This is a genomic window from Nocardioides sp. WS12 (assembly GCF_014108865.1).
Taxonomy (GTDB): Bacteria; Actinomycetota; Actinomycetes; order Propionibacteriales; family Nocardioidaceae; genus Nocardioides.
Window position 1 is genome coordinate 3,858,725 of record NZ_CP053928.1, and the last position, 12,677, is coordinate 3,871,401.

The window sequence follows — 12,677 nt, forward strand, 5'->3', positions numbered from 1 at the left end:
TTCAATGACACATTCGGCCACCGAGCAGGGTGTGCTCCTTAGAAAGGAGGTGATCCAGCCGCACCTTCCGGTACGGCTACCTTGTTACGACTTCGTCCCAATCGCCAGCCCCACCTTCGACGGCTCCTTCCACAAGGGTTAGGCCACCGGCTTCGGGTGTTGCCGACTTTCGTGACGTGACGGGCGGTGTGTACAAGGCCCGGGAACGTATTCACCGCCGTTGCTGATCTGCGATTACTAGCGACTCCGACTTCATGGGGTCGAGTTGCAGACCCCAATCCGAACTGAGACCGGCTTTTGGGATTCGCTCCCCCTCACGGGATCGCAGCCCTTTGTACCGGCCATTGTAGCATGCGTGAAGCCCTGGACATAAGGGGCATGATGACTTGACGTCATCCCCACCTTCCTCCGAGTTGACCCCGGCAGTCTCCTATGAGTCCCCACCATTACGTGCTGGCAACATAGAACGAGGGTTGCGCTCGTTGCGGGACTTAACCCAACATCTCGACACACGAGCTGACGACAGCCATGCACCACCTGTATACGAGTATCAATGAGACCCACATCTCTGCAGGCTTCCCGTATATGTCAAACCCAGGTAAGGTTCTTCGCGTTGCATCGAATTAATCCGCATGCTCCGCCGCTTGTGCGGGCCCCCGTCAATTCCTTTGAGTTTTAGCCTTGCGGCCGTACTCCCCAGGCGGGGCGCTTAATGCGTTAGCTACGGCACGGAACCCATGGAATAGGTCCCACACCTAGCGCCCAACGTTTACGGTGTGGACTACCAGGGTATCTAATCCTGTTCGCTCCCCACACTTTCGCTCCTCAGCGTCAGGTAATGCCCAGAGAACCGCCTTCGCCACCGGTGTTCCTCCTGATATCTGCGCATTTCACCGCTACACCAGGAATTCCATTCTCCCCTGCATACCTCTAGTCTGCCCGTATCGAAAGCAAGCCATGAGTTAAGCCCATGGTTTTCACTCCCGACGCGACAAACCGCCTACGAGCCCTTTACGCCCAATAATTCCGGACAACGCTCGGACCCTACGTATTACCGCGGCTGCTGGCACGTAGTTGGCCGGTCCTTCTTCTGTACCTACCGTCACTTTCGCTTCGTCGGTACTGAAAGAGGTTTACAACCCGAAGGCCGTCATCCCTCACGCGGCGTTGCTGGATCAGGCTTCCGCCCATTGTCCAATATTCCCCACTGCTGCCTCCCGTAGGAGTCTGGGCCGTGTCTCAGTCCCAGTGTGACCGGTCACCCTCTCAGGCCGGTTACCCGTCAAAGCCTTGGTGAGCCATTACCTCACCAACAAGCTGATAGGCCGCGAGCACATCCTGCGCCGAAAAACTTTCCACACACCCCCATGCAGGGACATGTCATATCCGGTATTAATCACCGTTTCCGGTGGCTATCCCAGAGCGCAGGGCAGATTACTCACGTGTTACTCACCCGTTCGCCGCTCGAGTACCCCCGAAGGAGCCTTTCCGCTCGACTTGCATGTGTTAAGCACGCCGCCAGCGTTCGTCCTGAGCCAGGATCAAACTCTCCATAAGAAAATCCAATACTGACAAACAACAAACCCTGACAAGTATCACTACTAATCAGAATCAATCATATTGCCGAAACCACACACCAACCACCCCCGAAGAGGCGACCAGCGCAAAACAGTCACAACAATCTATATGCATGACACACTGTTGAGTTCTCAAACATCAAACACTGCGAAGCTCGCCGTTACCGGTCTGTCTTCGCGCTGATGGTTATCTCATCACAATCCGGATCCCAGTCTGTACCAGGCCCACAAGGCCTGCTTTTCGGACTGGTACCCGATCTGACTGCGATCGAGATGGTGTTCGCTGGGGCCGGTAGCCCGGAGCCGATCGGCTCCTTGCTTCCCGCCGCACCCGGCGACATGCAGAACATTACGACACTCCCCCAGAGAGCACAAATCCGGGGGGCGTGACGCGGGCCACACTGCCTCCGGAGGGCCTTCTCAGCGCACGCGTACGCCTGCAAAACGCTTCTTTCCACGCCTGAGAACCAGCCAGGACGACCCGATCAGGTCGCTCGCTGTCGGCGTGAAAGTGGGGTCGTCGACCCGCACGTTGTTGAGGTAGGCCCCGCCTTCGGCGACCGTGCGGCGGGCTTCGCCCTTCGACGCGGCGAGCCCGGTGAGGGTCAGCAGTTCGACGACATCGGGGATCCCGGCGGCGCCATCCACCTCGACGGTGCCCGCCTCTCCGAGTGCAGCGCCGAGTGTCACCGCCGACAGCGCGGTGATGTCGCCGCCCCCGAACAGGGCAGCGGCTGCGGTCTTGGCCTGCTCGGTCTCGACCGAGCCATGGACCAGCGTGGTGACCTCGTCTGCCAGGAGCTTCTGGGCTTCACGGAGGAACGGCTTCTCTGCATGGCGCACCTCGAGCGCCTCGATGTCCTCACGAGACACGAAGGTGAAGGTCTTGATGAGCTCGATGACCTTCTCGTCCTCGACGTTGAGCCAGAACTGGTGGAAGGCGTACGGCGCCATCAACTCCGGATCCAGCCAGAGCGCGCCACCCTCGGTCTTGCCGTACTTGGTGCCGTCGGCCTTGGTGATCAAGGGCGTGGCAAACGCATGGGCGTGACCGCCCTCGGCTCGCCGAATGAGTTCGACGCCGCCCGTGAGGTTGCCCCACTGGTCGGAGCCACCGAACTGGAGCGTCACCCCGTGGTCGCGGAACAGGGTCAGGAAGTCCATCGACTGCAGGAGGACGTAGGAGAACTCGGTGTAGCTGATGCCGGACTCGAGCCGGCGCTTCACGGTCTCCCGGCCCAGCATCCGGTTCACCGGGAAGTGCTTGCCGATGTCGCGAAGGAAGTCGATCACCGAGAGACCAGCGGTCCAGTCGTGGTTGTTCACCATCGTCGCGGCGTTGTCGCCCTCGAACGAGAGGAACGGTTCGATCTGGCGACGGACCCGGTCGGTCCAGTCCTGGACCGTGTCGAGGGAGTTGAGGGTCCGCTCCCCCGAGTCCCGCGGGTCGCCGATCATTCCGGTTGCGCCACCGACGAGGGCGAACGGCGTGTGGCCGGCGCGCTGCAGGCGCATGGCGGTCACGATCTGCACGAGGTTGCCCATGTGCAGGCTCGGCGCCGTGGGGTCGAAGCCGACGTAGTACCGGACACTGCCCTCCGCAAGCGCCGCGCCGAGCGCGTCGCGGTCGGTGGACTCGGCCAGCAGGCCGCGCCACGCGAGATCGTCGAGGAGGGTGGGGTCGACGGGCACGTCGGTCCTTTCCGGGTGGGAATCAGGGAGCTGGTGGAAGCAAGCCTGCCCCATCCGACGGCAAGACGCCCACTGGGTTCGAGGCACGACCAGTGGGTACCTTGCTGAACATCATGAGTGGCACACGGGTGGACGGGCGCTACACGCTCGACCGCGAGGTCGGGCGGGGAGCCGGCGGCGCGGTCTGGCTCGGTCGCGACGAGGTCCTGGGACGTCAGGTCGCCGTGAAGCGGATCGGACTGCTGCCCGGCCACACCGGCGACCCGGAGCGCGCAGCGCGGGAGGCCCGGCTCGCGGCCCGCATCAATCACCCCCACGTCGTGTCGGTGTTCGACCTGGTGCAGACCGAGGACGCGCTCTGGCTGGTCATGGAGTACGTCGACGGGCCCTCCCTTTCCGCGATGGTGGCGCAGCGCGGGCCGCTCGCCCCCACGGCCGCCGCACGCCTGCTCGAACCCGTGGCGGACGCGTTGCTGGCCGCGCACGAACAGGGCGTGGTCCACCGCGACGTCAAGCCGTCGAACATCCTGGTGAGCGACGAGGGCGGTGCAAAGCTCTCGGACTTCGGTATTGCCCGGGGTGAGCAGGACGCGACGCTCACCCAGGCAGGCCTGGTGACCGGGTCGCCGGCGTACCTCGCGCCCGAGGTCGCCACCGGCGTCCACGCGAGCTCGGCGAGCGATGTCTGGGCGTTCGGCGCGACCCTCGTCCACGTCCTGACCGGCCGGCCGCCGTACCACCTCGAGAACGGGGAGAACGGGCCACTTTCCGTCGTCTACCGGATCGTCCACGGCGATCCGCCCCGACCGGTCGAGGCCGGGTGGCTGGGTCCGCTGATCGCGATGACGATGACGGCCGAACCGGCAGCGCGGCCGTCGATGGCGGCGGTCCGCGACTACCTCCGTCGCGCCGGATCGGCAGGGAACGAAGCGACGGCCACAGCCGCCCTACCCGTCATGGCTCCCCCGCCGCCCCAGCCCCCGCCGCCCCAGTCCCCGCCTGCTCTCGCCCCGACGCCCGCACAGTCACGCCGCCGGACGGCTCCGCTGGTGTTCGCTGCCGCGTTGATCGTCACTGCTCTCGTTGCGGCCGTCCTGCTGCTCGGTCGGGGTGACGACGATCCGGGCCGGAACACGGCCGACGGCGCGACCTCCACGTCACCCACAGGCACGACGACACCGAGCCGGACTGCCGCCGAGCTCGAGGAGTTCGCCGAGACGTACGTCCGGACGGCTGATGAGGATCCGGCGGCCGGTTTCCAGATGCTCACGCCGGCGTACCAGGCCGAGAGCACGGGCTACGACGCGTTCTGGGGACCGCTGCGGTCACCGAAGATCCTCGAGATCGCGGCGGACCCGGCAGCCATGACGGTCACCTACACCTATACGTACGTGTTCCCGGGCAAAGGCCGGCAGACCGAACGGGTGACGCTCAAACTCGAGGAGCAGGACGGCGAACTCCTCATCGCCGGCGCCCCGTAACTGTGGCGAACCCTTCGCAACACCGGCGCTTGGGGCGCAAATGTGGGTAGCCTCCCGGAGGTGAGCGAGTACGACGCCCGGTTGGCCGACCGCGTACGCACACGCGGCGCGCTCTCCCCGGACGATGCCGCGCACGTCCTGCTGCCCGTCGCGGAGTCACTGGTGGCCCTGCACGAGGGCGGGCGGACCCACGGCGCGATCTCGCCGGCGTCCATCAGGATCGACGCAGCCGGTCATGCGACGCTCCTGGAACCGGGGGCGGTGGCCGCTGACTCCGCCTTCGTTCACGAGGACCCGATCTGGGGCCTGCGCCCGCAACCCGCGGCCGACGACGTGTGGTCGTTCGCCGCCGTCCTCCTGCACGTGACGACCGGCCGTCAGCCCGCGATCGGCGACGCCGACCCGCGCCACGTCGGCTGGCTGGCCCCTCTCGTCGAACTGGCGATGCAGACCGACCCCCGGGACCGTCCGACCATGTCCGACGTGGCCGACTACCTGCGGGCACAGGTCGCGCCCGCGTCGGATCCACGCCGGATCTCCCCAGCCGCGATGCTCCTCGTCGGCGGGGCGGTCATCCTCGGCCTGGCCGCGATCGGCGCCGCACTCCTCTTCGGTGGGGACGATGAGCGGGAACCCCGGCCGACCGCGAGCACCTCAGCCGTCGAGGACGAACCAGCCACCGACGAACCAACGGCCACGGCCTCGGCGGAGCCGGTCCCGGCCTCCGACCTCGAGGAGTTCGCGCGCACCTATGTCGCGACGGCGAGCAACAACCCGGGCCGCGGGTTCGACCTGCTGACTCCGACCTATCAGGACTCCAGCCCGCGGTACCGCGAAGTGTGGCGCGCGATCGAGGACCCCGAGATCATCGAGGTGACGGGCGACCCCGAGACGCTGTCGGTCAGTTACACGTACACGTACCGGCTCAACGGCGCCCGGCGCACCGAGGACGTCACGCTGCGGTTGGTCCAGCAGGGCGAGCAGTTGCTCATTGCCGGCGCGTCGGGTCGCCTGCGCTGACGGCTGCGGCGACCTTGTCCGCGGAGCCGGCGACGAAGAGGTACTCGACGTTGCGCAGACGGCCGACGGCACCGACCCGCTCCCCGGAGCGGTTGTGGATGCCGATCTGCGCGCCGACGTACCGCTTGCGGTCGAAGGCCAGCAGCGCCACCTCGGCATGGCCGGCTGCCTGCAAGGACGTCGTCATCTCCTCCGGGGTGATCCACGATTCGTCGTTGTAGGACACGACGACCACCTCGGCCCGGAGCCGGCCCAGGACATCGGCCAGAGCGGCCGGCATCGAACGCTTGCTGTTGAAGACGCTGCTGCGCTCGCGGGTGTCGACCCGCTTGCACGCGATGCCGTAGTGCTCCGGCTCGTCCCAGCGGACCAGGGTCTCCCAGATGTGATAGTTCGCGAAGTACCGGTGCTGGTTGTACGGCGGGTCGACGTACGCGAGATCGACAGGGCCGATCTGCTCGACGGTGTCCATGACGTCGCCCGTGACCGTGCGGCCCGGACCGGGGATCAGGTCCGGGCGGCGAAGGTCGAGCTCGGCATGCGACCGGGGCGCCCACTGCTTGAGGTAGGCCATCTGGACGCCCGTGGTGGAGTCGACGCGGTCGGCGGCCAGCATCAGGCTGGTCAGCAGGATCGGGCGCAGCGGACTGCCCGGCGGGTGGTCCCGCTCGATCGCCTGGCGCACGGCGTCGATCCGCAGTCCGTTCTTGGGCTGGAAGAAACGGGCCTGCTCGCAGAACGTCTCGGTGAAGTAGCCGTGCGTGCCGGGCAGATTGCCGAGGCGAGCCAACTCGGCATCGAGGACGTCGATGTCGACGAGGTCCGCGTCGGCGGCGATGTAGCAGTCGCTGAGCACTTCGGAGTACGACGCCACGTCGGCCGCGGTGACCTCGATCCCCCGGCGCTTGAACTCCTGGGCCACCCGGGTCGTGCCCGTGAAGAGATCAACCGCGGTGCGGGCCTCCGTCGCGACCGCCATCTCCCCCAGCGTCGGCACCAGCGTGCGCTTCGAGCCGAGGTACTTGATCACAGCCGCAGCGTAGGTGGACGTGGGCCAGATCTCCTCCACCGAGGGTTGAATGCGCGCGGCGCGGGGAAGTCGCCCGCAGCACTGATCGCCAACAGAAGGAATCCAGATGTCCGTCAAGCTCGCCCTGCCTGTAGCTCTGCTCGCGGTCCTCGCGTTCAGCGCCTGCAATGACGACGATGCGACCTCGGGGTCGGACGACAAGACCACCGAGTCCACGACCGAGGCCACCACCGAGGCCACCACCGACCCCACGGCCGCCACGGAGACCACGTCCGGCGCCGCAGACCCGGGAGCCCTCAGCGGCGATGTCACCGCGCCGGGCACCGAGCTCGCCATCGGCGACACGGCCGTGCTCCCCCTGACCTACGGCACCGACGGAACCGCCACGGTCGAGGTCAAGGTCGTCGGAATCACCGAGGGCACCAGCGCCGACCTCGAGGCCGCCAAGGTCAAGGACGCCGCCGACTACACGCCCTTCTACATCAAGCTCGAGATGAAGATCCTCGAGGTCGGCCCCAACGGCTTCGGCGGATACACGCCGGGCAGCGACTTCGACGGCCTGGTCGGCAGCCAACGGGCCGGCAGCCTGATCACCTTCGGTGACTTCGCGCCGTGCGAGGACGGTGGCTTCGAGTACGACTCCGCCGTCGGCGACACCGCTCCCGGTTGCGTGCCCGCCCTGGTGACCAAGGGTTCCAAGGTCGATGCCGTGATCTTCAGCGGTGGCCCGGATGACACCTACGACAAGAACGACGGCAAGCCCGTCACCTGGAAGTGACCTCCGGCTGCCTCGGCAGCCAGTCTGCACCACCACCGCCCCGGTCGGCCCACGCGAGGTCGGCCGGGGCGGTGTGCCATGTCCGTCCTCAGTGGCATGCTCGATCCATGGCCGAAACCCCTGTGCCGCTCCAGCCCCTGGACGAGGACTGGCAGCGCGCGTTGTGCATCGTCGCCCACCCCGATGACATGGAGTTCGGGGCCGCCGCCGCTGTCGCGCGCTGGACCGGACAGGGCAAGACCGTCGTCTACTGCATGGTCACCAGCGGCGAAGCCGGCATCGACGGACTCGATCCCGACGCCTGCCGAACGGTGCGTGAGGCCGAGCAGGTGACCTCTGCGGAGATCGTGGGCGTCGATGTCGTCGACTTCCTGCGCCAGCCCGACGGAGTGCTCGAGTACGGAACGGCCCTGCGTCGTGATCTCGCGGCCGTCGTACGACGGCACCGGCCGGACATCGTGATCACCGGCAACTTCCACCCCACGTGGGGAGGACGGAACCTGAACCAGGCCGACCACATCGCCGTCGGGCGAGCGGTCCTGGACGCGGCGCGGGACGCCGGTAACCGGTGGATCTTCGCCGAGCAGGTGGCCAATGGCCTCGAGCCGTGGGGCGGCGTCCGTGAGGTGTGGGCGTTCGGTTCGCCGGAGTCGACCCACGCCGTCGACACGACCGCCACCTTCGACGCCGGTGTCGAGTCCCTCCAGGCCCACGCGGCGTACATCGACGGGCTCGGGTGGGAGAACTGGGACCCGCGCGAGTTCCTCGAGGGCATGGCGCGGGCCACGGGCTCGCGACTCGGCGTGCCCTTCGCTGCGCCCTTCGAGGTGTTCCCGCTGGGCTGGGGCGAGTGAGCGGTCCAACTCCTCTAGGGTGATGCCGCACCTTGGGGCGGTAGCTCAGTCGGTCAGAGCAGAGGACTCATAATCCTTGGGTCGTGGGTTCGAGCCCCACCCGCCCCACCGCAGGTTTGTGTTGCATCGGTTGAAGGTTGACAGTTCGCCTTCGGCTGAGGCCTTACACATGTTCGGCTGATGCTTGACGGCTGCTCCGGTTGAGGCTTGACACTCCCGGAATGCGGGAGATGAGTGTGGCTGAACAGCGTTATCAGGCCGTGCTGGCAGTGATCAGCGACGGCGAAACGGTCAAGGACGTCGCGGCCCGGTTCGGGGTCTCGCGGCAGACACTGCATGCCTGGCTGGGCAAGTACGAAGCCGGCGGGCTGGAGAACCTCGGCGATGCCTCGCACCGACCCAGGTCATGCCCACATCAGATGCCAGGAGTCGTCGAGGTCGCCATCGCCGAACTACGGCGCTTGCATCCAACCTGGGGACCCAAACGGCTGGTCTACGAACTCGACAAGAGGGACGTGGAACCGCTGCCCTCTGCCTCAGCGGTCTACCGGGCACTGGTCCGGATGTCGCTGATCGACCCGGCCGCCCGACGTCCGCGGGACCGGAAGTGGAAACGGTGGGAACGCGGCAAGCCGATGGAGCTGTGGCAGATGGACGTGGTCGGCGGCTTCGCGCTGGCCGATGGCCGCCGGGCAAAGGCACTGACCGGGGTCGATGACCACTCCCGGTTCTGTGTCAGCGCGTTCTTGATGCTGCGCGAGTCCTCCCAACGGGTGTGCGACGGCCTGGCCCTAGCCCTGCGCACCTACGGAGTTCCTGAGGAGATCCTCACCGACAACGGGAAGGTCTTCACCGGCCGGTTCAACCGGCCGCCGGTCGAGGTGCTCTTTGACCGGATCTGTCGCGAGAACGGGATCACCCACCGTCTGACCCAGCCACGCTCCCCCACGACCACAGGGAAGATCGAGAGGTTCCACCGCGCGTTGCGCACCGAGTTCCGTACCGACCGGACCTTTGCCAGCCTCGAGCAAGCCCAAGGCGAACTGGACGAGTGGGTCGCTGACTACAACGCCAACCGGCCACATCAGGCACTCGACATGGCCACCCCCTCGTCGCGGTTCTTCCGTGAGCAGGTCGCACCGGCCATCACGATCCGTCCGACCCGAACGACCAGGGAATCCGGTCATCCCGACACCGGACGCGGTGAGGGGACCTGGGTAGCGCGGCGCGCCAGCAAGCTCGGCGTGGTCTGCGTGAACTGGCAACAAGTCTGTCTCGGCGTCGCAGCCGCAGGTCGCAACATCGACGTCTGGGTCACCGACGACGTCTTGCAGTTCTACGACGGCGACCACCTCCTGCGCACCCAAGCCCGGACCAACACAGGGGAGGTGAGAGTCAAACGAGCCCAAGTCCCCGGCGGCCAACGCCGCCGTAAAGTTCAAGACTGAGTGTCAACGATCAACCGACATTGATCTGTCACCCATCAACCGAAGCTGTTCAGCCCCACCGCAGGTTCTCTGGAACCATGCACGCATGGACACCGTGCGGTCACTGGCGCTCTTCGCGGCCGCCGCGCTCGCCGAGATCGGCGGGGCGTGGCTCGTGTGGCAGGGCGTACGCGAGCACAAGGGCTGGGTCTGGATCGGTGCCGGCGTGATCGCGCTCGGCATCTACGGGTTCGTCGCCACGCTCCAGCCCGACGCCCACTTCGGCAGGATCCTGGCCGCGTACGGCGGGGTGTTCGTGGCCGGGTCGCTCACCTGGGGCATGGTCGTGGACGGCTTCCGTCCCGATCGGTACGACGTCGCGGGTGCGCTGATCTGCCTGGTCGGGGTCGCCGTGATCATGTACGCACCGCGCGGGGCGTAGCGTCCCGCGCGTCGTACGACGCCCGGGCGCTGTCCACCTCGCCCATGTGCTCCTCGGCCCAGTCCTTGAGGTGGCTGATCGTGACGAGCAGTGAATGGCCCAGCGGAGTGAGCTCGTAGTCGGTGCGCACCGGGACAGAGGGGGTGACGGTGCGGGTCAGCAGTCCGTCTCGCTCGAGGTTGCGGAGGGTCTGGGTCAGCATCTTCTGGCTGACGCCGGCAATCCGGTTCGAGAGCTCGGTGTAGCGCAACGGCCCCTCCAGGCCGAGTGCCACGATCGCGAGGCTGGCCCACTTGTCGCCGATCGTGTCGAGCAGCCTCCGGCTGGGACAGTTCGCGTTGAACGCGTCGTACGGGTGCTCGACCTGTTGGGTGGCCATGACGTACCTCCGGGTGCGGTGCCGACTTCAAAGTGCCTACTTCCCAATGGAGAGTAACTCTCCAACACTGGGTGGACAACCCACACCAGGAGGAATCATGAAGGCACTCATTGCCCAGCGCGGCTCCCACAAGCCCCAGTTCGCTGACGTCGCTGGGGCCGAACTCACCGACGGCCAGGTCCGCGTCGCGGTCGCGGCCGCGGGCTTCACCTACTTCGACGCATTCGTTTCCGCCCACGGGGCCGAGCTCGGCCTGCCGGACGAGGTGGGCCTGGGTTTCGACTTCAGCGGCACCGTGACCGAGGTCGGCGCCGAAGTCGACGGCATCGCCGTCGGTGACCGGGTCGCGGGACTCCATGACGACATCACAGCACCCGCTCGCGCGCACGCCGAGGAGGTCGTCGTGGCTGCCACGGCCGTGGCCGTCGTACCGGTAGGACTGGAGCTGGACGTCGCCGCAGCGGTGACGTTGAGCGCCCTGACCGCACGTCAGTCGCTCGACCTGCTCGGCCCGGACCGCGGCAGCCTGCTGGTGACGGGAGCAGCCGGCGCCATCGGCGGTTGGCTGATCGAGCTCGCGCAACGTGAGGGCTGGTCGGTCACGTCGCTGGTACGGCCCGGGACCGAGGGACAGGTGGCGTCCGGCAGCGTGATCACGTCCTTGTCGGGGACGTACGACGCCGTGCTCGATGCCGCTGCGCTGCACGCCCCCGCGCTCGCGGTGGTCCGCGACGGCGGACGGTACGTCGGGTTCAAGCCCGGACAACCGCAGCCGTCGGAGCGCGGCATCGCGATCAGCACGGTGCAGGTGGTCCCGGACGGCGACGCCCTGGCCGACCTGCTGCCGCTCGCGGCCGACGGCGCGGTCACCACGCGCATCGCTGGGCGCTCCTCACTGTCCGACGCGGGAGACGCCTACGACGCAGCCGGGGCAGGCACGGGGTCGCGAGGCCGCTGGCTCCTCATCCCCTGACGCGTGACCGCGGTGCCGTTCCCACGGGCGAGACCTCCAGCAGTGTGGTGAGCCACGCCGCCGGGGCGGAACCCCAGACCGCGCGTTGGTCGGCCGTCATGGTCGCCACGCACCGACGCCAGGACTCCACCCGGGCGAGCCGGGCCAACTGGAGCGCGGACGGCAGAGCCGCGCGCAGCGCGGTGATGGGCACGACGTCGCTCCACACTTCGAGCGCCGCGTCGGCGATCCGACAGAGTCGCGGGTCGTCCGGCGTCGCGTGGAGTTCGTCGCGGGCGGTGTCCAGGGGCACGAGCAGGTTGCCCAGGGGCTCACCCAGGACCGCGTCGCCGAAGTCGAAGAACCGCGTGGTGCCGTCGGTCAGCACCACGTTGGACGGGTGCAGGTCGTTGTGGACGAGCGTGAACGGCAGGTCGACCTCCTCGACCACGTCCGCCCACCGTTCGACCGAGGGCAGCAGGGCCTGGAGTCGCGCGGCCATGGCGGGTTCGAGTCGGCGCGGGTCACCGGCCTCCAGCGCAGCCAGTCGGCCCACCGCATTCGCGACGTACGTCGTCGCGTCCGCGGGAGCAAGCACGGCGAGACCCCAGCTGTCGGCCGTCGCGGTCGCACGGCGCTGCAGGACAGCCGCATCGGCGACCAGCCGACACCACTGATCCACGTCGGTCGGGCGCCCCTGCTCGCGCAGGGTGGGGCCGAGGTCACCGGTCAGCAACAGGTCCCGCTCGGGGTCAGCGGCGAGCACCGGGGCGACGTACTCGGGCGCCACCTGCGCGAGGCCCTGGACGATCCTTGCCTCGTGGGCCTGGCCCGGACAGTTCTGCTTCGCGTACGACGTCCTGCCGCCTGCCGTGACGCGCCAGACCGCCGACCAGGGCCGGTCAGCCAGGCGCTCGACCCGGTCAGGAACGCCGACCGCAGCACCGATGAACGCGCACAACTCGGCAAGGAACTCCTCGGTTCCCCACACGGCGCTCGTCCACGTGCTCACCAGCGCAGCGTGACCCACGCCGACGCCGGACGC

General features: G+C 67.4%; 11 protein-coding genes, 1 tRNA gene and 1 rRNA gene. 8 read left to right on the forward strand and 5 right to left on the reverse strand.

Translation table 11 applies throughout. The features are described from left to right. Positions 1–42 precede the first annotated feature (42 nt). Positions 43–1,557, reverse strand: a 16S ribosomal RNA gene (locus tag HRC28_RS18645). Between the two features lie 440 nt (positions 1,558–1,997). Further along, positions 1,998–3,269, reverse strand: coding sequence for a tyrosine--tRNA ligase (gene tyrS, locus HRC28_RS18650; RefSeq protein ID WP_237111563.1), 1,272 nt, complete (start codon positions 3,267–3,269; stop codon positions 1,998–2,000). A 113-nt stretch (positions 3,270–3,382) separates the two neighbouring features. Here tyrS and HRC28_RS18655 point away from each other — a divergent pair, with 113 nt between their 5' ends. Both HRC28_RS18655 and HRC28_RS18660 read left to right on the forward strand, forming a co-directional pair. After that, positions 3,383–4,750, forward strand: a complete 1,368-nt coding sequence (locus HRC28_RS18655; protein WP_182376919.1) for a serine/threonine-protein kinase — start codon at positions 3,383–3,385, stop codon at positions 4,748–4,750. A 60-nt stretch (positions 4,751–4,810) separates the two neighbouring features. Then, the gene (locus tag HRC28_RS18660) at positions 4,811–5,770 is read left to right on the forward strand and encodes a hypothetical protein (protein WP_182376920.1); all 960 of its coding nucleotides are present in this window, start codon (positions 4,811–4,813) and stop codon (positions 5,768–5,770) included. On the opposite strand, the gene HRC28_RS18665 is transcribed toward HRC28_RS18660, so the two are convergent. Further along, the gene (locus HRC28_RS18665) at positions 5,739–6,800 is read right to left on the reverse strand and encodes a DNA adenine methylase (RefSeq protein WP_182376921.1); all 1,062 of its coding nucleotides are present in this window, start codon (positions 6,798–6,800) and stop codon (positions 5,739–5,741) included. The two genes, HRC28_RS18660 and HRC28_RS18665, sit on opposite strands and share 32 nt — an antisense overlap. A 106-nt stretch (positions 6,801–6,906) precedes the next feature. Between HRC28_RS18665 and HRC28_RS18670 the strand changes: the two genes are divergently transcribed. The 5 genes from HRC28_RS18670 to HRC28_RS18690 all read left to right on the forward strand — a co-directional run bounded on the left by HRC28_RS18670 (position 6,907) and on the right by HRC28_RS18690 (position 10,301). Continuing rightward, positions 6,907–7,578 carry a hypothetical protein gene (locus HRC28_RS18670; protein WP_182376922.1) on the forward strand — a complete coding sequence of 224 codons (672 nt, stop codon included), beginning with the start codon at positions 6,907–6,909 and terminating at the stop codon, positions 7,576–7,578. A 107-nt stretch (positions 7,579–7,685) separates the two neighbouring features. Next, positions 7,686–8,432 carry a PIG-L deacetylase family protein gene (locus HRC28_RS18675; RefSeq protein WP_182376923.1) on the forward strand — a complete coding sequence of 249 codons (747 nt, stop codon included), beginning with the start codon at positions 7,686–7,688 and terminating at the stop codon, positions 8,430–8,432. 34 nt (positions 8,433–8,466) lie between these two features. Further along, positions 8,467–8,540, forward strand: a tRNA-Ile gene (locus tag HRC28_RS18680). A gap of 113 nt (positions 8,541–8,653) precedes the next feature. After that, positions 8,654–9,880, forward strand: a complete 1,227-nt coding sequence (locus HRC28_RS18685) for an IS481 family transposase (protein WP_182376924.1) — start codon at positions 8,654–8,656, stop codon at positions 9,878–9,880. An 85-nt stretch (positions 9,881–9,965) separates the two neighbouring features. After that, entirely contained in the window at positions 9,966–10,301 is a 336-nt protein-coding gene (locus HRC28_RS18690) for a YnfA family protein (RefSeq protein WP_182376925.1), read from the forward strand. On the opposite strand, the gene HRC28_RS18695 is transcribed toward HRC28_RS18690, so the two are convergent. Next, positions 10,276–10,680, reverse strand: coding sequence for a helix-turn-helix domain-containing protein (locus HRC28_RS18695; RefSeq protein ID WP_182376926.1), 405 nt, complete (start codon positions 10,678–10,680; stop codon positions 10,276–10,278). The genes HRC28_RS18690 and HRC28_RS18695 overlap by 26 nt on opposite strands. A gap of 97 nt (positions 10,681–10,777) precedes the next feature. Here HRC28_RS18695 and HRC28_RS18700 point away from each other — a divergent pair, with 97 nt between their 5' ends. Further along, a complete protein-coding gene (locus HRC28_RS18700; protein WP_182376927.1) occupies positions 10,778–11,653 on the forward strand; it encodes an alcohol dehydrogenase catalytic domain-containing protein in 876 nt (291 codons plus the stop codon). Here the strand turns inward: HRC28_RS18700 and HRC28_RS18705 are convergent. After that, the gene (locus HRC28_RS18705) at positions 11,643–12,644 is read right to left on the reverse strand and encodes a phosphotransferase (protein WP_182376928.1); all 1,002 of its coding nucleotides are present in this window, start codon (positions 12,642–12,644) and stop codon (positions 11,643–11,645) included. The genes HRC28_RS18700 and HRC28_RS18705 overlap by 11 nt on opposite strands. Between the last annotated feature and the right edge of the window lie 33 nt (positions 12,645–12,677).

What these genes read in the sequence shown, in the direction of transcription:
- HRC28_RS18675 (WP_182376923.1), top strand. Translation starts at nt 7,686, where the DNA reads ATGGCCGAAACCCCTGTGCCGCTCCAGCCCCTGGACGAGGACTGGCAG.
- HRC28_RS18690 (WP_182376925.1), top strand. Translation starts at nt 9,966, where the DNA reads ATGGACACCGTGCGGTCACTGGCGCTCTTCGCGGCCGCCGCGCTCGCC.
- HRC28_RS18670 (WP_182376922.1), top strand. Translation starts at nt 6,907, where the DNA reads ATGTCCGTCAAGCTCGCCCTGCCTGTAGCTCTGCTCGCGGTCCTCGCG.
- HRC28_RS18685 (WP_182376924.1), top strand. Translation starts at nt 8,654, where the DNA reads ATGCGGGAGATGAGTGTGGCTGAACAGCGTTATCAGGCCGTGCTGGCA.
- HRC28_RS18700 (WP_182376927.1), top strand. Translation starts at nt 10,778, where the DNA reads ATGAAGGCACTCATTGCCCAGCGCGGCTCCCACAAGCCCCAGTTCGCT.
- HRC28_RS18695 (WP_182376926.1), bottom strand. Translation starts at nt 10,680, where the DNA reads ATGGCCACCCAACAGGTCGAGCACCCGTACGACGCGTTCAACGCGAAC.
- HRC28_RS18655 (WP_182376919.1), top strand. Translation starts at nt 3,383, where the DNA reads ATGAGTGGCACACGGGTGGACGGGCGCTACACGCTCGACCGCGAGGTC.